Origin of the sequence: Hamadaea sp., from assembly GCF_013362815.1 — a bacterium.
Classification (GTDB): domain Bacteria; phylum Actinomycetota; class Actinomycetes; order Mycobacteriales; family Micromonosporaceae; genus Hamadaea.
The window spans coordinates 16,036-37,293 of the sequence record NZ_JABFVK010000097.1; the positions used below are offsets into that span (position 1 = coordinate 16,036).

Here is a 21,258-nt window from a genome sequence, read left to right on the forward strand (position 1 = left end):
TCATTTCGTAAAGCCGCCAGCCGGAAACGTATCCAGGGCAACCCGCCGCTGCCAGGATCGCTAACCAGGATCTGCGCACGCGGAAGGAAACCCCCTCATGCATGTCCATTCCAGACGGACGCGCGGCGTACGCATCGCCGCGGCCGCCACGCTGACCTTGTCAGTGCTAGCCGTCCCGACGCGTACGGGAGCCGCCGAGAGCCACCCGCTCGTCGGCTCGGCCGGGTCGGCCTCCTCGGCTGCAGCGGCCGCCGGCCGGGAGATCACCCTGATCACGGGCGATCGCGCGCTGCTGACCATCGACGCGCAGGGTCATCCGGCCGCCACGCTGATCGCCGGGCCGGCCGCCGCCGACGGCTACGTGACCCGGCAGTTCCGCGGCGACCTCTACGTCATCCCCGCCCAGGCGATGCCGCTGATCAGCCAGGGCAAGCTGGACGAGGAGCTGTTCAACGTCACCGCGCTGGCCCGCCAGGGTTACGACGACGCGGCGACCGGCCAGCTGCCCCTGCTCGCCACCTACGCCGGCCAGGTCGCGCGTACGCGGGAAGCACCGAAGCCGCTCGACGGCACCAGCGTCGCCGCGACGCTGCCGATCGCCGACGCCGTCGCGCTGACCGCCGCGAAGGAGAAGACCGCCGAGCTGTGGCGGGATCTGACCGACGGCGAGGGGCCGGAGATCGGCAAGCTGTGGCTGGACGGCAAGGTCACCGCCGACATGGCCGAGAGCAACGCGCAGATCCACTCCGCACAGGCGTGGGCGGCCGGGTTCGACGGCGCGGGCGTGACCGTCGCGGTGCTCGACAGCGGATACGACGCCACCCATCCCGACCTCGCCGGGCAGGTGGTGAACGCCAAGAACTTCACCACCGAGAGCGGCGGAGCCGTCGACCGCAACGGCCACGGCACCCACGTCGCCTCCACCATCGCGGGGACCGGCGCGGCGTCGGGCGGGACGGAGAAAGGCGTCGCACCCGGTGCGAAACTGCTCGTCGGCAAGGTGCTCAACTACGCCGGCAGCGGGCAGGACTCCTGGATCATCGCCGGCATGCAGTGGGCGGTCGACTCCGGGGCCGACGTCGTCAGCATGAGCCTCGGCAGCAGCAGCCCCTCCGACTGCACCGATCCGATGGGGGTGGCCGCACAGAAGCTGACCGAGCAGAGCAAGACGCTCTTCGTCGTCGCGGCCGCCAACGCCGGGCCGGCGCTGCAGACCATCAGCGCGCCCGGCTGTGCTCCCGGCGTACTGACGGTCGGCGCGGTCGACTCAGCCGGGGGGACGGCCTGGTTCTCCAGCCGGGGCCCGGTCATCGGCCGGCACACGGTCAAGCCGGAGATCGCCGGGCCGGGCGTGGGCATCGTCGCCGCCGCGCTGAACACCGGCGGCTACATCGCGATGTCCGGCACCTCGATGGCGACCCCGCACGTCGCCGCCGTGGCCGCCCTGCTCAAGCAGCGGCACCCCGACTGGACGGCGCAGCAACGCAAGACGGCGCTGATCTCGGCCGCCACGCCCAGCACCACCGCTACGGTGTACGAACAGGGCAGCGGTCTGCTCGACGCGTACAAGCCGCTGACGGCGACGGTTTTCGGGCCGGGGACGGCGTATGCCGGCTCGTTCAGCTGGCCGCATCTGCATCAGGACCCCGTCACGACGCCGGTCACCCTCACCAACACGGGGGACAAGGCGGTCACCTTCGACCTCGCCATCGTCGGCGCGACCGGTGAGGACGGCACCGCTTTGGCGAACAAGACCCTGACCGTCGGTGCCTCCAAGGTCACGGTGCCCGCCCAGGGAACCGCCACGGTGCCGGTCGTCTTCGACCCCGCGAAGAACCAGACGGCTGCGGCGTACGGAAACGTCGGCGGACGCCTGGTCGCCACCGCCGCCGACGGAGCCACCGTCACGACGGCGGTCGGGGCGTACCTGGAGCCGCACTACGTCTCGGTGAACCTGCACGTGCTCGACCGCCGTGGCCAAGCTCCGGCGTCACCGTCGTTCGTGGACGTCGTCGACGCCGACCGGCTCACCGCGCAGCGGTTCACCGTGTTCACCACAGACCCGGTGCTCCGCCTGCGGGAAGGCAGCTACTCGATCACCGCAGTGATCGCCAGCCGGGACGAGGGCACCACCGGCGCAGCCGGGCTGGTCAAGTCGATCAGCTTCCTCGGCGATCCCGACCTGCGGATCAACAACGACGACGTCGACCACACCATCACTTACGACGCGCGGGACGCCGTCCGTCAGGAGGTCCGGGGCAACCGGCCGCTGGAGGCGCAGTCCACGGCGGTGGAGTTCGTCCGTGACTGGGACGGCGTCTACCTGGCCGCGGGCATGGTCGGCGGCAGCTCGGTCGACGACGTCTACATCGGACGGACGAAGCCCGTGATCAACGGCGACTTCACCGTCGGCACCTTCTACCGCATGTACGCGCCGGAGCTGGCGCTGCGGACCACCGGTGGGCTCACACTCGGCGCGGAGTACATCGCCACCCCGACCTTCGGCCCGCTCATGCCGGTGAAGTTCGACGGCAACGGGCAAGCCGACGTCGTCGCGGCCGGCACCGGCACGGCGGCTGAGCTCGCCGCGGCCGGAGTCAGCGGCAAGGTGGCGTTCGTCGTCGGCGCGGGAAACATCGGCACGGTGCTGACCGCGGCGGCAGCCGCGGGTGCGAAGGCGGTGGTATTCGGGCAGGCCGCGGCAGGCCGGTGGACCGGCGTGGCGACCGTCGCCACCACGGTCCCCGGAGTCACGGTCAGTGGGGCGGACACCACCGCGTTGCAGGCCGCACTGGCGGCGGGTCCGGTGACCCTGGCCTGGCAGGGCACGGCCGCCAGCCCGTACGTCTACAACCTGGCCTTCACCGACACCAAGAAGACCCAGCCCGACGTCACGAAGTGGGTCCGCGACGACGACCTGGCCAGCGTCACGGAGAACTTCTACGCCCAGCGCACCGACCGGCCGCTGATCGACTTCGTCCGCGCGTACTGGGACGGGTTCCCCGTGACGATCACGTCCAGCCAGCAGAAGTTCGCCGCGCCGTTCACGCGGACGGCGTACTTCACGGCGGGACGCCAGTGGCAGTCGCTGGTGGGCGGGGCAGGCGTCTTCTCCGAGGTCATGCTGGACGTGCCCCGCACGTACGCGGCCGGCTCGGCGCGTACCGCCGACTGGTACAAGGCTCCGGTGCGGTCCACCGGCACTCGGCGGGCCGACTGGTCGCCCGAGCACATCGGCGAGCGGCAGGAAGGGCTGATCGGCATGGCGATGCTGCCGTTCGGCGACAGCGATCCCGACCACTGGAGCGGCGGCGGGTCCTTCGGCGACGGGGGCAACGCCGAGCTGCTTCGCGACGGCGTCAGCCTCGGCAAGTCGGCGTGGCCGTCCGGGCTGTGGGACGTGCCCGACGCCGACGGCGCGTACGAGCTGAAGGTCTCGACGGGCCGGTTCAGCACGAACCCCGTCTGGTACCCGGGCTGGAACATGTTCCGGCGGACGGACACGTCGTTCCGGTTCCGCTCGGCCCGGCCGTCCGACGCCGGCCTGTACGCGCTGCCGCTGCTGGTCCCGACCTACGACATCCCGGCCGACCAGCGCAGCCTGACCCCGGCGAGGGCCGGATTCCAGCTGGGCTTCGGTGCGACCGGGCAGCGGGACTACGACGCGGGCACGATCGTCGCCGCGAAGGCCTGGGTCTCGGTCGACGACGGCACGACCTGGACGGAAGTCCCGGTGGCCCGGTCGGGTGCCGGCTTCACCGCGACGGTCGACCAGTCGGCTGGGGCGGGCAAGTACGTCTCGCTGCGGGTCGATCTGACCGACGAGCATGGCAACGGCGTCCAGCAGACGATCATCCGGGCGTACGGCGTGCAGTAGTCACTCTATATGGACGCCGGGGTGCTCGCGCCCCGGCGTCCACGCGTTTCACGTCTGGTCGGTTCAGATGAGGTCCCAGCTCAGTGGGGTGCCCTTGGCGGCGTCGCGGGTGAAGGTGCGGCCGAGGACTTTGTCGATCTCGATCGGGGGCAGGCCGTTGGCGGGCCGGATCGAGCGCACGTTGGCCGGGGTGACCGGGTCACCGGCCTGGACGTCTTCGACCACGTACAGCGAACGGCGGAACCGCAGGCCTTCCTTCTCCGACTCGGTCGGGCCGATGTGCGTACTGCCCAGGGCGAGCCAGGCACGTTCGGACTCGTCGACCAGGGCACGCATCTCGGCCGGGGTCATCGAGAACGCCGAGTCGACCCCGCCGTCCTCCCGGGCCAGGGTGATGTGCTTTTCGATCACGGTCGCCCCGAACGCCACACTGGCGATCGGCACCCCGATGCTGAGCGTGTGATCCGACAGACCGACCTGTACGCCGAAGGCCTCGGCCAGGATCGGGATGCGCCGCAGGTTGGAGTCTTGCGGCGGCGACGGATACGACGCGGTGCAGGCCAGCAGCACGATCTGGGTCGCACCCGCACCACGGGCGGTGTCCAGCGCGGCGGCGATGTCGGCGACGCTGGCCATCCCAGTGGAGATGATCAACGGTTTGCCGGTCTGCGCGGCGAGCCGGATCAGCGGCAGGTCCACCAGCTCCGACGAAGCGATCTTGTACGCCGGTGCGCCCAACGACTCCAGCAGCTCGATCGCGGTCGGGTCGAACGGGGCCGAGAACACGGTCAGCCCGTGCGACGCGGCCCGCTGGAAGATCGGCTGGTGCCACTCGAACGGCGTGTGCGCCTTCTGGAACAGCTGATACAGCGACTCGCCGCCCCACAGGTCGTGCCCGGCCGAGATCCGGAACTCCGGGGTGTCCACGTCGATCGTGATCGTGTCCGGGGTGTAGGTCTGCAACTTCAACGCATGCGCACCGGACTCGGCGACCGCGTCGACGATCTGCAACGCCCGCTCCAGGGAACCGTTGTGGTTACCCGACATCTCGGCGATGACGAACGGCCGATGCCCCGGCCCGACCGGCTGCTCACCGATCCTGATCTCATCCTTGATCGAAGTCATGACCCGAGTCTGCGGCGTACGCCCGGGCGGGGTCCAAGACATGAGCGCGCCGCAGTGACAGGATCTGGTTATGAATCCAGGTCAGGGGGCATCCGTCGCCGACGACATCGACCTGCGGCTGCTGCGCTACTTCCTCGTCCTCGCCGAGGAGCTGCACTTCACGCGGGCCGCTCAGCGGCTGTTCGTGTCCCAGCCGGCACTGAGCAACCAGGTCCGCCGCCTGGAGCGATACGCCGGAAGCCGCCTCTTCGACCGCACCACCCGCGGCGTCGAGCTGACCCCGGCCGGGCAGGCGTTCCACCCGTACGCCGAACGGGCGGTCGCCGCGCTCCGGGCGGGTATCGCCGCGATGGGGGAGGACGCGGCGATCCGCGTCGACGTGCTGGACGCCGAACTCGCCACGCCGCGCGCGGTGCTCAGCCGGTTGCGCCGGGCGCAGCCGCAGGCCCGAGTCGTCGTCGGCGCGGAGGGCAGCGTCAGCCAGCGCCGCCGCATCCTCGCGGGCGACCTCGACGCGGGTTTCTGCGGACTAGGCGCAGTGAATCCGGATCTCGCGTACGAGGTCGTGCGCCGGGAACCGGTCGACCTCATCCTGCCGGCCGGGCATCGGCTCGCCCGGCGTCGCCGGATTCCGTTCGGCGACCTTGCTGGGGAGACGTTCTACCTGCCCAACGAAGGGCTGGCCCCAGAGTGGAACGCGTTCGTCGTGGATGCGTGCCACCGGGCCGGCTTCGACCCCGTCCGGTACGCGGTAAGCACCGCGACGGCGACGGCTGCGCTCGACCTCGTCGCCGAGGGCGTCTGCGTGACCCTGAGCCTGCGCTCGACGCCGCATCCGGCCGGCACCGCCCGGCGAAGACTGGAACCGGAGCTCACCGGCGATCGGGCGTACGCCTGGGTGCTGGTCTGGCATCCCGACCGGGCCGACGCCGAACCCGTACGCCTGCTCCGGCAGGCGGTGGCCGACGCGCGTCACGACGAGAGCTGGGAGTGACTGTCACAGCCCGCGGCTAGGGTTCGCGGAATGGCGATTGTGACCCTGCGTACGGTCAATCTCGACTGTTCCGACGCTCACGCGATGGCCCGGTTCTACGGCGGCCTGCTCGGCTGGGAGCCCACCTACACCGAACCGGACTGGGTGCTCATGCGTGATCCGGGCGGCGCGACCGGCCTGTCGTTCCAGCGGACGCCGGACTTCGTCCAGCCGACTTGGCCCGAGCAGCCCGACCGGCAACAGAAGATGATCCACCTCGATCTCAAGGTGGAACCGGCCGACGGGCAGGACGAGCAGGCGGCGCTGGCCGAGGCGGTCGCGCTGGCGCTCTCCCTCGGCGGGACGCTCGCCGAGCCGCAGGACCGCGCGGACCTCCGGGTCGTGCTCGATCCGTCCGGGCATCCGCTGTGCCTGTTCCTAGTGTGAATACGCCGAGTGATTCTGAAGGGGATCAGATGATCGACTTCGCGCCGCAGACTGCGAGCGGCAAAGTGCTGTGGCACTTCACCATGTCGCTGGACGGCTTCGTGGCCGGGCCGAACCACGAGATGGACTGGATGTTCGGCGCGACTATCCGGCCCGGACTGATCGACGAGTACGTGCAGACGACGGGCGCGATCCTGGCCGGCCGGGACGGCTGGGAGGTCATCAACAAGGCGCGCCCATACGGCGGGGATTGGGAAGGGTCGTTGTTCGTGCTCACCCACCACCCCGAGGACGCGACGCCCACTCCCGGCGTCACATTCCTCAGCTGTGACGTCGCCGAAGCCGCCCGGATCGGACTCGAGGCCGCCAAGGGCAAGAACCTCGAGGTGTTCTCGCCGACCATCGGTCGTCAGCTGCTGGAACTGGGCCTGATCGACGAAATCGATCTGCACATCGCGCCGGTGCTGCTCGGTTCAGGCAAACGTCTCTACGACAACCCCGGCGGCCCGACGATCCGGCTCGGGCGCGCCGGCGCCGGCGATCCCGCCGCCGTCCTCAACGTGCGGTACCACCCGATCACCGGGTGACGCCGCCTTCCGACAGTCTTGGCGCTGACTTCTTTCATGATCGTCGGATGCCGACGATCAGTGCACGATTCGGCCCACGATTGTCGGAAGCCGACGATCATGCCGGCGCGGACCGCCAAGAATGTCGGCTTCCGACGATCATCGCGACTGTGAGCGGACGAAGCTGAGGCCGAAAGCCCCCGCGCCCAAACGCTGGCCGCGCCGAAGTGGGCTTCTCACGCTGTGAACGCGCCGTAGACAGTGTCTATGCCGCGTGGTAGACACTGTCTACAGACAGCGATCATGGAAGGTGACGGCGATGCGCGGTTCCCGAGTCGTCTCAGCGGGCCACTTCCAGCCCGCGAAGGTCCTCACCAACGACGACCTCGCTCAGCTGGTCGAGACCAACGACGAGTGGATTCGGAGCCGGGTCGGCATCCGCGAACGCCGGATCGGCGGGCCGGACGAGCCGCTCGACCTGCTCGCGGCCGAGGCCGCCGCCGACGCGCTGCGCCAGGGTGGTGTCGATCCGGCGGACGTCGACCTCGTGATCGTCGCGACCTGCACCGCGCTCGACCGCAGCCCGAACATCGCCGCGCGAGTGGCCCGGCGGCTCGGGCTCGGCTCTCCGGCCGTCATGGATGTCAACGTCGCCTGTTCCGGGTTCGGCCACGCGCTGGCCACTGCAGATGCGCTCGTCCGAGTGGGATCGGCGTCGACTGCGGTGGTGATCGGGGCGGAGCGGCTTTCGGACTTCACCGACTGGACCGACCGGACGACGTGCGTACTGGTCGGCGATGGTGCGGGCGCGGTCGTGATCACGGCGAGCGACGAGCCCGCGATCAGCCCGGTCGTCTGGGGATCGTTCCCGGAGATGGGCGACGCCGTCGTCATCGAGGGGGATCAGAAGTTCAGCCAGGCCGGGCAGAAGGTATACCGCTGGGCGGTCACCACGCTGCCCGACATCGCCCGCGAAATCTGCGTCGCGGCCGAGATCAGCCCGGAGGACCTCGGCGGCGTCGTGCTGCACCAGGCCAACCTCCGGATCATCGAGCCGGTCGCGCAGCGTATCGGCGCGCCCAAGGCGATCGTCGCCCGGGACGTCACCGAATCGGGCAACACCTCGGCCGCCAGCATCCCGATCGCGCTCTCCAAACTGCTGCGCCGCGGCGAACTCACCCCCGGCTCGCCGGTGCTGCTACTCGGCTTCGGCGGTGGTTTGGCGTACGCGGGACAGGTGATCCGCTGTCCGTGACGAGTGGCCGGGAGTGCAGCCCGGGTAACGTGACGCCGGATGAACACCTATCGCACGCATGACGACGCCGACCTGCACTACGACCGGCTGGGCGCCGGAGACGGTGAGCCGATCGTCGTCCTGGCCGGTGGCGCAGCCGCTCATCCGTCCTACTTGGACGATCTCGCCGGGCTGTCCGGCGTACGCTCGCTGGTCGTTCCGCAGCTGCGCGGGGTCGGTGACTCACCGTTGCCCGCCGATCCCGAGGTCGCCTCGTTCTGGCGGCAGGCCGAAGACGTCGACCGCCTCCGGCGGCATCTCGGACTCGACCGTGTCGTCCTCCTCGGCCACTCCGCCGGTACGCGGCTAGCCATCTCCTACGCCGCCCAGTTCCCGGCGTACGTGGGCGGACTGGTGCTGGTCACGCCACCGACCGGGTACCTGATCCCGGGCGGGCCCGGGGTCGACCAAGTGACGGAGGCCCGGCGCGGCGACCCCGACTTCGACGCGGCGTACGCGGCCTGGCAGACCGGTCCCGAACAGCACGACGAGGAAGGACTCACCGCCTGGTACGCCCGCGTCGCGCCGGTGTCGTACGCGAAATGGGGTCCGGCCGAGCAGGAGCACGCGCGCAAGTTCCACTACAGGTACGCAGCCAACCGGGCGTACTTCAGTGTCGAGCCGCCCGAAGATCTCGCCGGGCGACTGCGGGCCGTCGAAGCTCCGGTGCTCGTCGTCGCGGGAGCACAGGACACGGGGGTCGGCGTCGGCCCGGTGACCGAGCTGGCCCGGCTGTTCCCGGCCGGGGAGATCGCCGTGATCGACGGCAGCGGGCACTTCCCCTGGTTCGAGCAGCCCGCCGCATTCCGTTCCATAGTGGACACATTCCTGGCCCGGCGGTGAAAGCGGCCCGGCTGTGAGAGCGGCCCGGCTGTGAGAGCGGCGCGGCCGTGGGCGACCATCCGCGACGCTCGGCGCGATGCGTTGATCAGGGCGTTTCCGGTTACGACACACTGACTGCATTCCTGGCGGCTCGCGCAAGCGCTCCCCGGCGCGAGACGAAGGTTGGAGCCTGTTGGGCAAGGAGTGGGGGCGTGCGCCAAGATCACGTTCCCGTGGTCTGCGTTTTCTGGCCAGAAATGATGATCAAGTACCCATGGTCTGCGGAAATCCGCCTTCGGGCGCATATCACGGGCACATGTCGGTCGATGCGAGCCGAAAATCGCAGACCCAGGGAACAGGATCATGTCCAGGTCCTCGGCGGCGCTTTGCCGACGGACTGTAACTCCATGACCACCGGCCCGGGCGGGGGCGGGGGAGAGAGGGCGGGGGCGGCGTTAGGAGACCAGGCGGGTCTGCCAGGCCCAGGCGGCGATCTCCACCCGATTGCGTACGCCGAGCTTCGTCTGGATGCCGGAGACGTGGCTCTTCACCGTGCTCAGCGAGATGAACAGCTCGGCGGCGATCTCCTGATTGGTCAGCCCGCGGGCGATCGCCCGGACGACGTCCAGCTCACGATCCGACAGTTTGCCCCACGGCTTGATGGTGTCGACGGTCGTCGCCGCGGTGAGATGCCGCAACAGGCGTACGGTGATCGACGGTGAGATGAGGGAGTCGCCGGCGTACGCCGCTCGCACGGCTTCGGCGAGCAACGCCGGACCGGCGTCCTTCAGCAGGAACCCGGCCGCGCCGTCCCGCAGCGCGCCGTAGACGTATTCGTCGAGGTCGAACGTGGTGACCACGACGACTCGCAGTGGGGCGGCGACGCCCGGTCCGGCCAGCGCGCGGGTCACGGCGAGCCCGTCCAGCCGGGGCATCCGGATGTCGACCAGGCAGACGTCCGGCCGAAGCCGCCGGGCTTGCTCGATCGCCGCCACGCCGTCGGCCGCCTCGCCCACGACTTCGATGTCGGGCTGGTCGGACAGGATCAGCCGCAGGCCGCTGCGGACCATCGCCTGGTCGTCGGCGATCAGGACGCTGATCATCGGACCGTCCCGGCCTCGTCCGAGGTCCCGGCCGGGGCGGAAGAGCCGCGAGCGCCGGGAGCGGGGAGCGAAGCGGACACGACCCACCCGCCGCCCGGCGCAGGTCCGGCAGTCAGCGTCCCGCCGAGCGCCGAAACTCGCTCGCGCATCCCGAGCAGCCCGTGCGACGAGCCGGAAGACATGACGCCGGAAGACATGACGCCGGAAGACATGACGCCGGAAGACAAGACGCCGGACGACAACCCCGAGGACGTGGCCGGTCCGTCATCGGCCACCCGCACGGTGAGCACCCCGTCCACCGGTGACTCCACGGTGACGGAGACCTGCCGTGCTCCCGGCGCGTGCCGGGCGACGTTCGTGAGCGACTCCTGCACGATCCGGTAGACCGTCGTCGCGAGCTCGGGCGGCCACGCTGCGCCGGAGGCGTACTCGGGCGGCGTACGCAGATCGACGGGTGGCCCGGGAAACCGGCGAACCAGGTCGGCGAGACCTTCCGGCTGGGGCGTCGTCGGCGGGGCGTCGCCGGAATCCCGCAGTACGCCGACCACGCGCCGGGTCGCGGTGAGCGCCTCGGCCGCCGCCGTCTCGATCTCCGCCAGCGCGTCGGCCACCTCCGCCGGTCGCGTACGCGCGACGATCCGAGCCGCCTGGGTCTGCACGACGATTCCGGTCAGGTGGTGCGCGGCGACGTCGTGCAGTTCGCGGGCCAGCGCCAGGCGCTCGTCTCGGCGTACCTGGTCGGCGGAGTAACGGCGACGCAGGTCGACCAGCCGCAGGCTGAGTCCGGTGGTCACCGCGCCCAGCCAGCCCAGCACGGCGAAGCCGGTGACAGTGCCCGACGAGGTCGCCGGGGCGAGTAGATGGCTGCCGACCACGATGACGGCGTACGCCGCCGTGACCAGGCCGCCCCACACGACCGGCTGCCGCCGGATCGCCGCGCCGACCAGTACGGACAGCGCCAGGATCGAGGCCGGGCCGGGTTCCCTCGGCAGCTCGAAGGCAGACGCGATCGGCGTCGCGACCGCGGCGACGGCCAATCCCGCGACGGCGGCGTACGCTCCCGGCAACCGGTCGCGGAGCAGCGCGAACATACCCGTGACGAGGCCGGTCACCAGCCCGAACAACGCCGCGCGCCCGCCCCAGCTCACGGTGACGGCTAGCGCCACCAGGGCCGCGGTCGCCGCCAATGCTCCGGCCAGCAACACGTTGGCGGTGGAGACGACGCGTCGTTCGAACTGCTCCCAGGTAGGCACGCGCCCACGCTACCCACGGCGTGAGCTGCGCCGTCACCGCCGAAAGTAGGGTTCGCCGCTGTGCGTACCCCTTCTTCGAGCCGATGCGCGACCACCCGGCGGCGACCCAGGCTGGCCGCATGTCAACGGAAGCGTTGAGGGCCACGGCCCTCACCAAACGGTATGGCCGGCGGACCGCGCTGGCCGAGGTGGAGCTGGCGGTGCCGCCGGGCCGGATCGTCGGGCTGGTCGGGCCGAACGGCGCGGGCAAGTCGACGTTGTTGCAGCTCATCTGTGGTTTGATCGAGCCGAGCGGCGGCGTGCTGACGGTGCTCGGCCGCCGTCCGGGCGCGGACCCGGCGGCCGTCGGTTTCGTGGCGCAAGATACGCCCGTCTATGCCGGGCTGTCCGTCGGCGAGCACCTGCGGCTCGGCGAGCGGTTGAATCCGCGCTGGGACGCGGCGCTGGCCCGCCGGCGGATCGAGCAGCTCGGCATCGATCTGCGTCAGCGTGCCGGGCGGCTGTCCGGTGGTCAGCGCGCGCAGCTGGCGCTCACCGTGGCCGCCGCGAAACGCCCCGACCTGCTCGTCCTGGACGAACCAGCCGCGGCATTGGACCCGTTGGCACGCAACGGCTTCATGACAAGCCTGGTCGAGTTCGTGACCGACCTCGGCGCGAGCGCGGTGTTGTCCTCACACCTGCTGTCCGATGTGGAGCGAGTCTGCGACTACCTCGTGCTGCTTCGCGACGGCCGGGTCCAGCTCGCGGGCGAGGTCCGCGACATTCTCGCGCGGCACAGCGGCGGGCTCGAGGAGATCGCGCTCGGCTACATGACGGGAGGCCCGCGATGATCTGGCTCAGCTGGCGGCAATTCCGGACCTCCGCGCTGGCCGGGCTGATCGCCCTGCTCGCGGCCGTGGTTCCCCTTCTCCTGCTGGGGATACGCCTGAAGCAGTCCCGTCGTTCGTACCTCGCGAGCTGCGCCGATGCGGTGAGATGCGCCGACGCGCTGCGGCAGTACGCCGCTGAACACCAGAACATGCTGTTGTTCATCGACGCGGGTGTGCTGCTGGTGCCCGCCCTGATCGGGATGTTCTGGGGTGCACCGCTGATCGCGCGCGAGTTCGAGACCGGTACGCATCGACTGGTGTGGAGTCAGAGCATCGGCCGGCGACGGTGGTTCACGATCAAGATGCTGGTCGTCGCGGCTGCGGTCGTGCTTGCCGTATCCGTGCTGACCGGGATGCTGACCTGGGCGGCCGGCCCGGTCGACACGGCGGCGGGGGATCGGTTCACCACCATCGTCTTCGGCGCTCGCGACGTCGTGCCGATCGCGTACGCCGTGTTCGGGTTCGTGACCGGCGCGGTTCTCGGCCTCGTCATGCGGCGTACCGTGCCGGCGATGGCGCTGACCGGCCTGCTCGTGATCGTCACGCAATTCGTGGTGGCCAACGGCGTACGCCCGCATCTGCTGCCGCCGTCCCACGAGACCCGGGCGATGACCGCGTCCGCCATCAACGAATTGCGGGGATTGGGCGGGCTGACCAACCGGCCCTCCGTACGCGGGTTGACCGTGCCGGACGCTTGGGTCACCTCCGCCAGCGATCTGCGTACGCGGGACGGCCGGACGCTGGACCCCGCCGTGTTCGGCGCTTGCATCGCGCCGCCGGCCCCGGGCTCTTCCGGCTCTGGCTCTTCCGGGTCTGGGGGCACCTTTGGCGCTGCGGCTGACTGCCTGGGCGCGCGCGACTTGCACGTCGACGTGGCGTACCAGCCGAATCGGCGGTACTGGCCCTTTCAGCTGATCGAGTCGGGCCTGCTGATCGGGCTCGCGATGCTGGTGGGCGGGTTCGGGTGGTGGCGGATCCGGCGTCGCTGACGCTCGGGGTATGGGCGGTCAGGTGAGTCCGACCTGGTGGCGCCCGGTGCAGTCCTGATCTGTGTGGTTCAGGGTGTGGCAGGGCGACAGCTGGTCTCCGGCGTCGGCGACCTCGGCGAAGTCACGGGGCCGCTGGTCAGTGGATTCGTTCCGGATTCGGTCGGCGACGATGGTCTGGCCAGGCTCGGGGATCATGGCGCCGTCCATACCCGGTTGCGCAGTTCGATAATCCTGCAAGGTCGTACTTCGGGAGTGGCCGTAGTCACAATCGCACGTTTTGAGGTTTGCGTTCGAGCGCGCTCGAAGCCATAGCGTCGCGGCCATGACGAAGACACAACTGACCTGGATCATCACCGGAGCGTCCCGGGGCTTCGGCCGCTCGCTCGCCGAGAAAGCGCTGGCCGGCGGGGATCTCGTCGTCGCGGCTGTGCGGCGGCCAGAGAGTTTGACCGACCTGGCGGCGAAGTACCCCGACACCTGCCTGGTCACGAAGTACGACGCCCGGGACGTCTCCGCCGCGGCGACACTCGTCCAAGCCGCGGTCGAGCGGTTCGACCGGATCGACGTGCTCGTGAACAACGCCGGACGGGCGGTCGTCGGAGCCGTCGAGGAGGTGTCCGACGCTCAGCTGCGCGAGCTGATGGACCTGCACCTGTTCGGTCCGGCCGCCCTGGTCCGGGCGGTGCTGCCGGTGATGCGAGCCCAAGGCTCCGGGTCCATCGTCCAGATGAGCAGCCAGGGCGGCCGGACGTCGTTCCCCGGCGTGGCGGCGTACTCGGCATCGAAGTTCGCGCTGGAGGGCTGGTCCGAGGCGCTCGCGGGAGAGGTCGCGCCGTTCGGCGTACGCGTGATGATCGTCGAACCGAGCCGCTTCCGGACCGACTTCAACTCCGGTGGCACGCTGGAGTTCGCGGACACGTCCGACGCGTACGCCTCGATGCTGGCCGCCGTCCGCGCCGACATGGCCGGGGCCGACGGCCGCCAGGAAGGCGACCCGGATCGGGCGGCCGACATCATCGTCTCGCTGGTCCACGGCGAGTCTCTGCCGCTCCGGCTGCCGTTGGGGCGGGAGGCGGTCGACCGGATCTCCGGGGCGTACCGGCGTGGGCTCGCGGAGGTCGCCGAGTGGGCGGACGTCGCCCGTAGCGCAGACTTCGCCGACGTCCCGGCCTCGGCCCGCCCGGTCTAGGCTTGCGCCATGGCGACGGAAGACCTGATGACGCGGGTGCTGGAAACTCTCGGCGAGGACGATCCGTTGTCGGTCGAAGCCATTCACCGGCTCACCGGCCTCGGCGACGTCCCGGCGGCGATGGCCATCAATGAGGTGGCCGACATGCTGGATATCTCGCCGCATACGTTGCGCTACTACGAACGGGCCGGGCTGGTCGAGGTCGCTCGCGACGCCAACGGCTACCGGGTCTACGACGCGGACGCCGTACGGCGGCTCGTCTTCCTGACCCGGATGCGGCTGTCCGGGATGCCGATGCGCGATCTCCAGCACTACATCGAGCTGGTGGACGCCGGACCGGACACGGTGCCCGAGCGGCTGGACATGCTGCTCGAGCACCGGGACATCATCCGCCGCCGCCTCCGGGAACTGACCTTGTCGCTGGCCGCCACCGAATACAAGATCTCGACCTACGGCGGCGAGACCGGCCCGGACGGGGTCTGACGGCTCAGGCCGTGCGCAGGGGCCGGCCGACTGCGTGCAGATGGCGCAGCGCGATCGCGTACGACCGGAACAGGCCGCACTCCTCGTAGGGCACCCCGATCTCGGCGCAGAACCGCCGGACGATCGGCTTGGCCCGGCGCAGGTTGGCCGACGGCATACTCGGGAACAAGTGGTGCTCGATCTGGTGGTTCAGGCCGCCGAGCACGACGTCGAGCACCGGCCCGCCGGTCACGTTCCGCGAGGTCAGCACCTGCTTACGGAGGAAGTCGAGGTCGTCGGTCGCCATCGGCATGCCCTTGTGGTTGGGGGCGAACGTGCAGCCGAGGTAGAGGCCGAAGGCGGCCTGGTGCACGGCGATGAAGGCGAGTCCCTTGCCCAGCGGCAAGACGGTGAAGACCGCCCCGAAGTACGCCGCGAAGTGCAGCACGAACAACACGATCTCGGCAGCCCGGTGCCGCATGCCGCCCTTTCGCAGCGCCCGGACGCCGGAGACGTGCAGGTTCAGCCCTTCCAGCAGCAGCAGCGGGAAGAACAAGAACCCCTGGACACGGCCGACGAACCGGGCCACCCCCTTCGCCGTCCGCGCCTGATCGGTCGACCAGATCAGGATGTCGGGGGAGACGTCGGGGTCGTGGTCCTCATGGTTGGGGTTGGCGTGGTGGCGGGTGTGCTTGTCCATCCACCAGCCGTAGCTCATGCCGATGCCCAGGTTGCCCGCGAGGAGACCGGCGACCTCGCTCGCCTTGCGGGTGCTGAACACCTGGCGGTGGGCCAGGTCGTGGGCGACGAGGGCCACCTGGGCGAACACGGCGGCCAGCGCGAGCGCGACGATGATCTGCAGCCAGGAATCGCCGACCATTGCGAAGGCGACCCAGCTTCCGGCGTACGCCGCGATCACCAGCCCGATGCGAAGGGCGTAGTAGCCGGGCCGCCGGTCGAGCAGCCCGGCTCGTTTGACGCGTTCGGACAGGCGGGCGAAATCGCTGCCGCGGACGGTGGCCGGACTGGCGAGGGCCGTCGTATCAGTCATGCTCCCAGCCTCGTGGCCGGGGCGCTCCGAACCAATCCCGCTGCCCCCCGAGCGGGGGTGGGGCTGGCCCCAGTCCGATCCCTCGGGCGGGCCTCAATCCGCCGGCTGATCCGTCAGTTCGCGACGCAGTTCCAACTGGACGGCCGACCGACTGTCCAGATTGGATCGGCGATGCGTGGCCGAGCCGTGGAATAGCAGCTCGGGCCGGGGCGTTGGAGAGCAGCGTGACGATGACCGGAGACTATGAACCGAGCGCGACCGGGTGGGTCCGCAAGCACGTCGAGCAGATCATGCGGACCGGGACGACCGACGGAGTGACGATCCGAGGGCTGGCGACCGTGCTGATGACCTATCGGGGCGCCAAGAGCGGCAAGATCCGCAAGACTCCGGTCATGCGGGTCGAACACGACGGGGCGTACGCGGCCGTGGCATCCCAGGGCGGCGCGCCCAAGAACCCCCAGTGGTACGCGAGCCTGGTCGCCGAACCGGTCGTGGAACTCCAGGATGGCCGGACAAACCGGGAATATCGGGCGCGTGAGGTGTCCGGCGACGAGAAGGCGATCTGGTGGGAGCGGGCGGTCGCGGCCTATCCGCCTTACGCCGACTATCAGCGCAAGACCGAGCGCCAGATCCCCGTCTTCGTGCTGGAGCCGATAAGCGGCTGACCGCTGACGATCTCCGTAACGTTCGTCGTCGCCTGGCGAGCGGGCGTCGGATGGTGATCCACAGCCCGTACCGTGTCAGATTCGTCCACCGAAACGACACGCGCCGGGATGTGGATCACGCGTAGGACCGCTCAACCTTTTGGCGCGGTCACGTGTTCATGAGGGTAGAGGCGACCAGAAAGCGAGCCGATGCCCGACGACGAATTCCGTGCCTTCGTAGAACAGCGCTACACCGCGCTGCTGCGGACGGCGTACCTGCTGTGCGGGTCGCCGGATCGCGCCGAGGACCTCCTGCAGGCGGCCCTGCTCGCCGCGATGCCCCGCTGGCGGCGCATGGACCATCCGGAGGCGTACGTCCGCCGGATCATGGTCAACCAGCTGGCCAACTCGTGGCGGCGGCCGATCCGGGAGATCCTCACCGCGGTGCTGCCCGACCGGCCCGTGCGAGACACCGCCATCGAGGAACGGGACGCGATGTGGGTGGCGCTGAGCCGGTTGCCGGCTCGGATGCGGGCCGTGCTGGTGCTGCGCTACTGGGAAGACTTGTCCGAAGAGGAGACCGCCAGGGTGCTGGAGGTGAGCCTCGGCACGGTGAAGAGCCACTCCTCCCGGGGTCTCGCCCGGCTGCGGGATCTGCTCGGCGAGCCGCTGGTGCTCGACGCGGGCGGACCTCGGGACAAGCTACGCATCAACGGGACCGGAGGCGCGCGATGATCGACGAGCTGCAACGAACCCTTCGCGAGCGCGCCGAGGTGGTGGTGGCCCGGCCTCAGCCGTACGAGCGGCTGCTGCGCCGACGCCGGGTTCGCCGGCGGACGACGGCGATGACGGCCGCCGCAGTGGCGATCCTGATCGCGGTGCCCCTCGGGTTCAAGGCGATCGTTCTGCCGACTTATGATCCGGAGCCGGGACCGCCGCCCGCCGCGGTGGCTCCGCTGCTGAACTCGCCGACGCGCGGCAGCCTCGCCGGGGACGAGAAGTTCCTGGCCGGCCTACGCGAGCGGGCGGCAGCGGTCGCCAACGTGGGACGGGGACCGAACGGCCCGCACATGCCCTCCGACCCGGACCTGATCAAGGTGCTCTTCGCCGGCGACGTCGGCACCCGCCGGATCGCAATCGTCGCCGGACTCGACGGGTGGCCGCTGGAGGCGCTCTTCCAAGGCTCGGTCGGCGACGACCCGGGCGACCTCTACAACAGCGGGTCGGGCGAGCTGGAACCCGTCGTGCACACGGATACGGCGAAGATGGGCTCCGATCGGTCGGAGACCTACCTGCTTCTCGGCCCGGCCGGGGCGAGCATCGACAAGGCGACTTCGGTCTACAGCTCGACCGGCGTCCGGCGTACGTGGACTCCGGTCGCGGCAGATCAGGGTTACGTGGCGTACCCGGATCTGACCTGGCGCGAGCGGCTGCGCGTACGCATGGGGGACATGGTGATCTGGGAGGGCGTCGGCGGGCGAGCGCCCGATGCGGCCGTGGAGGTCGACCCGCAGCCGGTGCTTGGACATGGAACCGCGATTCCGGCGTCGTACGCGCAGATGGCGGCGAACTATCTCGCCTACTCGACTGGCCTATCCGGACCGGGAGCGAAGTACCGGGTGTTGTGGAGCGACCGCCTCACCATGCCCGGCACCAAGCAAGGCGAGGCGTACGCCGTCGTAGTGCAGGCGATCACGGCCGACGGCGGCGGTCCGTACTCCCTCTACGTCTTCGAGGCCGGCACCGAGGACACCCGCAACCTTCCGATTGGAAACGGCACCGCCGGGCCGCCGGATCAGGCCTTCCTCTTGCTGCGGTTGCCGTCGTTCGCGGCGATGACCGACGATCGGGTGTACGCCGTCGCTCCTCCGGCAGCGGCTCGAGCCGAGTTCACCGACGCGAGCGGGCACACCGTCGGCATCGGGCTCAGCAACGGCGTCGGCTGGCTGAACACGCCCGCCGGGATCGACAGCGAGGTCCGGTTCTACGACGGCGGGGGAGCGCTGCTGGCGACGCGTCAGTTCAGCGACAAGGACCGCGGCGCGAGCTGCGACGAGCACGATCCGTCCATCTGCGACGGGCCGATCTCGGTCCGGGAGAGCCGGCCGGCTGAGCCGGTCCGGTGATTCAGCGCAGCGGGTGATACATGACATGCAGGCCGACGAGCCCGTGGCGCGGGTGGCGGAACGCCTCCGGGACCGTGCCGATGATCCGGAAGCCCAGGTCCTGCCACAGGTGCACGGCCGGTTCGTTGGTCTCGACGACCGCGTTGAACTGCATGCCGTGGTATCCCCGCTGCCGCGCCCACGCCAAGGCGTACTCGCCGAGCGCCCGTCCCACGCCGCGGCCCTGCGCCTGCGGGCTCACCATGAAGCTCGCGGTCGCGATGTGCGCGCCCCGGCCGGGCCGGTTCGGCCCGAACTTCGCCGAGCCCAGCACGGACTCACCGTCGACGGCCACGACCGTCTGTGCCGGCGGCGTCTCCATCCACAACGGACGCGCGGTTTCCGAGGTCAGGTCTTCCGGGTACGCGTAAGTCTCACCGGCAGCGACGATCGCGGAGAAGAAGGGCCAGATCCGGGGCCAGTCGGAGTCCACGGCAGCTCGAATGATCACACCGAGACATTATCGTCGGAGAGCAGATATCCTTCCGCGCATGTGGGCGCGCATGTTCTCGGGCGTACGCCGGTGGTATTGGCTGGCGGGCGCGGGTCTGATTCTCATCGTCATCGCTGCCTTCGTGCTCTGGCCGCGATCCGAGGAGGAGCCGCGCGCGCGTCAATACCGCGACGTCAGCGCTTGCCTGCTGACCGATTCGGCGGGGATCTCGTCATCGGCGGCGAAACCCGTCTGGGCCGGTATGCAGGACGCCTCGCTGAAGACGCTCGGCCAGGTGCGGTTCCTGTCCATCGCGGGGCCGCAGGACGTGTCGAACGGGCGCACCTTCGTGAACTCGCTGGTCCTCAGCCGATGCGCGGTGATCGTGGCCGCCGGGAAGCTGCCGGTCGAGACGGTCACCGAGGTCGCCCGGGAGAGCCCCCACCAGAAGTTCGTCATCGTGGTGGCCGGCGACCAGACGCCCGCCCCCGGGGTGGGCAACGTGTCGGTGGTCTCCGCCACGGGTGAGGACGCCACGCGTACGGCGGTGAGCAACGCCATCGCCCAAGCCCTCAGCGCGTAGTCTCGCGCGTACCGCCGAGGGTGGTGACGATCTTCGTCAGCGCGTTCTCCAGGTGCGTGAGCTCCTCCGGCGTGAGCGCGGCGAGCGCACGCGCGGCGATTTCGCGCCGGGCGGCGGAGATGGGTGCCTCGGCGGCGCGGGCTTTCGGGGTGAGGTAGAGCCGGACCAGCCGCCGGTCGTCCGGATCGCGGCGGCGTTCGAGCAGGCCCGCGGCTTCCATGCGAGCGGCGGTGTTGACCACGGTGGGGGTGGCGACGTCCAGCCGGGCCGCCAGGTCGCCCGGAGTGAGACCGTCGGTGTCCCAGAGCACTTCGAGGACGAGGTTCTGGCCGATGCGTACGCCGTGTTCCTGCATCGCCGAATCGGTAGCGGTGCGTAGCAGCTTCTGGGCCCGGGTGAGTAGGCGGACGACGTCGGTCACGCGTCCAGTGTATGATCGTTAGCAGGCTAACGATTTGGAGCGGCCCTCATGATTCTGGTTACCGGTGGTGGAGGTTTCCTCGGCACGCACGTCACGCAGGCGCTGCGCGACTTCGGCGAAGAGGTCGTGATCGCCCGGCGGCAGGGGCCGACGCCCGTGGACGTCACCGATCTGGCGAGCGTGCTGGCCTTGGGCAGTCGCTACCCGATCACGCGCGTCGTGCACCTCGCCGCGGCCGGGTTGACCGAAGGGTCCACACTCGACAAGCTCTGGGCCGACACGCTCGGCCTGTTCAGCGTGCTCCGCGCGGCGTACGAGTGGAACGTGGAGCGAGTGCTGCTCGCCAGCAGCATCGGCGTCTATGCCGGGGTCACGCCGGACGACGGGTTCTACCACGAGGACGCCCGATTGCCGGTCGCGAGCCCGCACGCCATCCCGGCCGTGAAGAAGATCGCGGAGACGGTCGCCGCGGCTCAGCGGGAGGTCCCGGCGGTCACGGCCCGCATCGGCGCGATCTGGGGACCGCGCGGCCGGTCCGCGTCACCCTTCTTCGCCGCGCCAGGTCTCATTCACCAGGTCGTACGCGGAGAGCAGCCCACGGCGGCCGCCGACGACGCCATAGACATGCTGTACGCCAAGGACTGCGGCGCAGCAGTGGCCCATTTGGCGACGTCATCCCGACTGCGGCATTCGGCGTACAACATCGGGAGCGGCAGAGTGACCTCGAACCGGGAGCTGGCGGGGGCGATCGAGCGGGTGGTGCCCGGGGCCCGGATCGCGCTGACGGACGGGGGTGAGGCGCAGGCTGCGCTGGACGTGACGCGGCTGAGCGCGGACACGGAGTTCGTGCCCGCGTACGCCCTGGACCGCGCGGTGGCGGACTACACGGCGTGGCTGGCTGTGCACGAGCGATGAGCGTCGGCCGCCGGCGTTCGTCATGATCATCGCAGAATGCCGGATAACGTCCCCTCGCACAGTGTTCGAGACCGCGT

At 70.1% G+C, this 21,258-nt stretch carries 21 protein-coding genes and 1 pseudogene; 15 read left to right on the plus strand and 7 right to left on the minus strand.

Annotation, left to right across the window (positions count from 1 at the left end):
* The first annotated feature begins 97 nt into the window (after positions 1-97).
* Entirely contained in the window at positions 98-3,877 is a 3,780-nt protein-coding gene (locus tag HOV77_RS31410; protein ID WP_290868892.1) for a S8 family serine peptidase, read from the plus strand.
* Positions 3,878-3,940: 63 nt separating this feature from the next.
* On the opposite strand, the gene pseI is transcribed toward HOV77_RS31410, so the two are convergent.
* Entirely contained in the window at positions 3,941-4,993 is a 1,053-nt protein-coding gene (gene pseI / locus HOV77_RS31415; protein WP_290869112.1) for a pseudaminic acid synthase, read from the minus strand.
* A 79-nt stretch (positions 4,994-5,072) separates the two neighbouring features.
* On the opposite strand from pseI, the gene HOV77_RS31420 reads away from it, so the two are divergent.
* From HOV77_RS31420 to HOV77_RS31440, 5 genes are all read left to right on the plus strand, one after another.
* Positions 5,073-5,996, plus strand: a complete 924-nt coding sequence (locus HOV77_RS31420; protein WP_290868894.1) for a LysR substrate-binding domain-containing protein — start codon at positions 5,073-5,075, stop codon at positions 5,994-5,996.
* Between the two features lie 30 nt (positions 5,997-6,026).
* Positions 6,027-6,422, plus strand: coding sequence for a VOC family protein (locus HOV77_RS31425; protein WP_290868896.1), 396 nt, complete (start codon positions 6,027-6,029; stop codon positions 6,420-6,422).
* A 29-nt stretch (positions 6,423-6,451) separates the two neighbouring features.
* Positions 6,452-7,009 carry a dihydrofolate reductase family protein gene (locus HOV77_RS31430; RefSeq protein WP_290868899.1) on the plus strand — a complete coding sequence of 186 codons (558 nt, stop codon included), beginning with the start codon at positions 6,452-6,454 and terminating at the stop codon, positions 7,007-7,009.
* Positions 7,010-7,307: 298 nt separating this feature from the next.
* Complete coding sequence (locus tag HOV77_RS31435) at positions 7,308-8,243, plus strand: beta-ketoacyl-ACP synthase III (protein WP_290868901.1); 936 nt, start codon at positions 7,308-7,310, stop codon at positions 8,241-8,243.
* A 39-nt stretch (positions 8,244-8,282) separates the two neighbouring features.
* Complete coding sequence (locus HOV77_RS31440; RefSeq protein ID WP_290868904.1) at positions 8,283-9,125, plus strand: alpha/beta hydrolase; 843 nt, start codon at positions 8,283-8,285, stop codon at positions 9,123-9,125.
* Between the two features lie 434 nt (positions 9,126-9,559).
* Here HOV77_RS31440 and HOV77_RS31445 read toward each other — a convergent pair whose 3' ends face one another.
* Both HOV77_RS31445 and HOV77_RS31450 read right to left on the minus strand, forming a co-directional pair.
* Positions 9,560-10,207, minus strand: a complete 648-nt coding sequence (locus HOV77_RS31445) for a response regulator transcription factor (protein ID WP_290868907.1) — start codon at positions 10,205-10,207, stop codon at positions 9,560-9,562.
* On the minus strand, positions 10,204-11,460 hold the full coding sequence (locus HOV77_RS31450) for a histidine kinase (RefSeq protein ID WP_290868910.1): 1,257 nt from the start codon (positions 11,458-11,460) through the stop codon (positions 10,204-10,206). The genes HOV77_RS31445 and HOV77_RS31450 overlap by 4 nt, the downstream gene beginning before the upstream one ends.
* A gap of 119 nt (positions 11,461-11,579) precedes the next feature.
* Between HOV77_RS31450 and HOV77_RS31455 the strand changes: the two are divergent.
* Positions 11,580-12,236, plus strand: a pseudogene (locus HOV77_RS31455) (ABC transporter ATP-binding protein); the annotation flags it as partial.
* Positions 12,237-12,286: 50 nt separating this feature from the next.
* Positions 12,287-13,318 carry an ABC transporter permease subunit gene (locus HOV77_RS31460; RefSeq protein WP_290868911.1) on the plus strand — a complete coding sequence of 344 codons (1,032 nt, stop codon included), beginning with the start codon at positions 12,287-12,289 and terminating at the stop codon, positions 13,316-13,318.
* 18 nt (positions 13,319-13,336) lie between these two features.
* Here HOV77_RS31460 and HOV77_RS31465 read toward each other — a convergent pair whose 3' ends face one another.
* A complete protein-coding gene (locus HOV77_RS31465) occupies positions 13,337-13,513 on the minus strand; it encodes a hypothetical protein (protein ID WP_290868914.1) in 177 nt (58 codons plus the stop codon).
* A 127-nt stretch (positions 13,514-13,640) separates the two neighbouring features.
* Here HOV77_RS31465 and HOV77_RS31470 point away from each other — a divergent pair, with 127 nt between their 5' ends.
* Positions 13,641-14,507: an SDR family NAD(P)-dependent oxidoreductase gene (locus HOV77_RS31470; protein ID WP_290868917.1), complete on the plus strand. Its 867-nt coding sequence runs from the start codon at positions 13,641-13,643 to the stop codon at positions 14,505-14,507.
* Between the two features lie 9 nt (positions 14,508-14,516).
* Positions 14,517-14,990, plus strand: a complete 474-nt coding sequence (locus tag HOV77_RS31475; protein ID WP_290868920.1) for a MerR family transcriptional regulator — start codon at positions 14,517-14,519, stop codon at positions 14,988-14,990.
* A 4-nt stretch (positions 14,991-14,994) separates the two neighbouring features.
* Here the strand turns inward: HOV77_RS31475 and HOV77_RS31480 are convergent, their stop codons facing one another.
* Positions 14,995-16,020 (minus strand): acyl-CoA desaturase, encoded by a 1,026-nt coding sequence (locus HOV77_RS31480; RefSeq protein ID WP_290868922.1) that lies wholly within the window; start codon positions 16,018-16,020, stop codon positions 14,995-14,997.
* A 230-nt stretch (positions 16,021-16,250) separates the two neighbouring features.
* On the opposite strand from HOV77_RS31480, the gene HOV77_RS31485 reads away from it, so the two are divergent.
* The 3 genes from HOV77_RS31485 to HOV77_RS31495 all read left to right on the plus strand — a co-directional run bounded on the left by HOV77_RS31485 (position 16,251) and on the right by HOV77_RS31495 (position 18,790).
* Entirely contained in the window at positions 16,251-16,685 is a 435-nt protein-coding gene (locus HOV77_RS31485; RefSeq protein WP_290869115.1) for a nitroreductase family deazaflavin-dependent oxidoreductase, read from the plus strand.
* 189 nt (positions 16,686-16,874) lie between these two features.
* The gene (locus tag HOV77_RS31490) at positions 16,875-17,399 is read left to right on the plus strand and encodes a SigE family RNA polymerase sigma factor (protein WP_290868924.1); all 525 of its coding nucleotides are present in this window, start codon (positions 16,875-16,877) and stop codon (positions 17,397-17,399) included.
* Positions 17,396-18,790 carry a hypothetical protein gene (locus HOV77_RS31495; RefSeq protein WP_290868926.1) on the plus strand — a complete coding sequence of 465 codons (1,395 nt, stop codon included), beginning with the start codon at positions 17,396-17,398 and terminating at the stop codon, positions 18,788-18,790. The genes HOV77_RS31490 and HOV77_RS31495 overlap by 4 nt, the downstream gene beginning before the upstream one ends.
* A gap of 1 nt (position 18,791) precedes the next feature.
* Here HOV77_RS31495 and HOV77_RS31500 read toward each other — a convergent pair whose 3' ends face one another.
* Positions 18,792-19,280 (minus strand): GNAT family N-acetyltransferase, encoded by a 489-nt coding sequence (locus tag HOV77_RS31500; protein WP_290868928.1) that lies wholly within the window; start codon positions 19,278-19,280, stop codon positions 18,792-18,794.
* Positions 19,281-19,320: 40 nt separating this feature from the next.
* Between HOV77_RS31500 and HOV77_RS31505 the strand changes: the two genes are divergently transcribed.
* Positions 19,321-19,845, plus strand: a complete 525-nt coding sequence (locus HOV77_RS31505) for a hypothetical protein (RefSeq protein WP_290868930.1) — start codon at positions 19,321-19,323, stop codon at positions 19,843-19,845.
* On the opposite strand, the gene HOV77_RS31510 is transcribed toward HOV77_RS31505, so the two are convergent.
* On the minus strand, positions 19,835-20,266 hold the full coding sequence (locus tag HOV77_RS31510; protein ID WP_290868932.1) for a MarR family winged helix-turn-helix transcriptional regulator: 432 nt from the start codon (positions 20,264-20,266) through the stop codon (positions 19,835-19,837). The two genes, HOV77_RS31505 and HOV77_RS31510, sit on opposite strands and share 11 nt — an antisense overlap.
* A 48-nt stretch (positions 20,267-20,314) precedes the next feature.
* Between HOV77_RS31510 and HOV77_RS31515 the strand changes: the two genes are divergently transcribed.
* Positions 20,315-21,181, plus strand: coding sequence for an NAD(P)-dependent oxidoreductase (locus HOV77_RS31515; protein ID WP_290868934.1), 867 nt, complete (start codon positions 20,315-20,317; stop codon positions 21,179-21,181).
* Positions 21,182-21,258 lie beyond the last annotated feature (77 nt).

Excerpts from the sequence above, each read along its gene's own strand:
- HOV77_RS31410 (WP_290868892.1), top strand. The coding sequence starts at position 98 with ATGCATGTCCATTCCAGACGGACGCGCGGCGTACGCATCGCCGCGGCC.
- HOV77_RS31420 (WP_290868894.1), top strand. The coding sequence starts at position 5,073 with ATGAATCCAGGTCAGGGGGCATCCGTCGCCGACGACATCGACCTGCGG.
- HOV77_RS31425 (WP_290868896.1), top strand. The coding sequence starts at position 6,027 with ATGGCGATTGTGACCCTGCGTACGGTCAATCTCGACTGTTCCGACGCT.
- HOV77_RS31430 (WP_290868899.1), top strand. The coding sequence starts at position 6,452 with ATGATCGACTTCGCGCCGCAGACTGCGAGCGGCAAAGTGCTGTGGCAC.
- HOV77_RS31435 (WP_290868901.1), top strand. The coding sequence starts at position 7,308 with ATGCGCGGTTCCCGAGTCGTCTCAGCGGGCCACTTCCAGCCCGCGAAG.
- HOV77_RS31440 (WP_290868904.1), top strand. The coding sequence starts at position 8,283 with ATGAACACCTATCGCACGCATGACGACGCCGACCTGCACTACGACCGG.
- HOV77_RS31445 (WP_290868907.1), bottom strand. The coding sequence starts at position 10,207 with ATGATCAGCGTCCTGATCGCCGACGACCAGGCGATGGTCCGCAGCGGC.
- HOV77_RS31460 (WP_290868911.1), top strand. The coding sequence starts at position 12,287 with ATGATCTGGCTCAGCTGGCGGCAATTCCGGACCTCCGCGCTGGCCGGG.
- HOV77_RS31465 (WP_290868914.1), bottom strand. The coding sequence starts at position 13,513 with ATGATCCCCGAGCCTGGCCAGACCATCGTCGCCGACCGAATCCGGAAC.
- HOV77_RS31470 (WP_290868917.1), top strand. The coding sequence starts at position 13,641 with ATGACGAAGACACAACTGACCTGGATCATCACCGGAGCGTCCCGGGGC.
- HOV77_RS31475 (WP_290868920.1), top strand. The coding sequence starts at position 14,517 with ATGGCGACGGAAGACCTGATGACGCGGGTGCTGGAAACTCTCGGCGAG.
- HOV77_RS31480 (WP_290868922.1), bottom strand. The coding sequence starts at position 16,020 with ATGACTGATACGACGGCCCTCGCCAGTCCGGCCACCGTCCGCGGCAGC.
- HOV77_RS31485 (WP_290869115.1), top strand. The coding sequence starts at position 16,251 with ATGACCGGAGACTATGAACCGAGCGCGACCGGGTGGGTCCGCAAGCAC.
- HOV77_RS31490 (WP_290868924.1), top strand. The coding sequence starts at position 16,875 with ATGCCCGACGACGAATTCCGTGCCTTCGTAGAACAGCGCTACACCGCG.
- HOV77_RS31495 (WP_290868926.1), top strand. The coding sequence starts at position 17,396 with ATGATCGACGAGCTGCAACGAACCCTTCGCGAGCGCGCCGAGGTGGTG.
- HOV77_RS31505 (WP_290868930.1), top strand. The coding sequence starts at position 19,321 with ATGTGGGCGCGCATGTTCTCGGGCGTACGCCGGTGGTATTGGCTGGCG.
- HOV77_RS31515 (WP_290868934.1), top strand. The coding sequence starts at position 20,315 with ATGATTCTGGTTACCGGTGGTGGAGGTTTCCTCGGCACGCACGTCACG.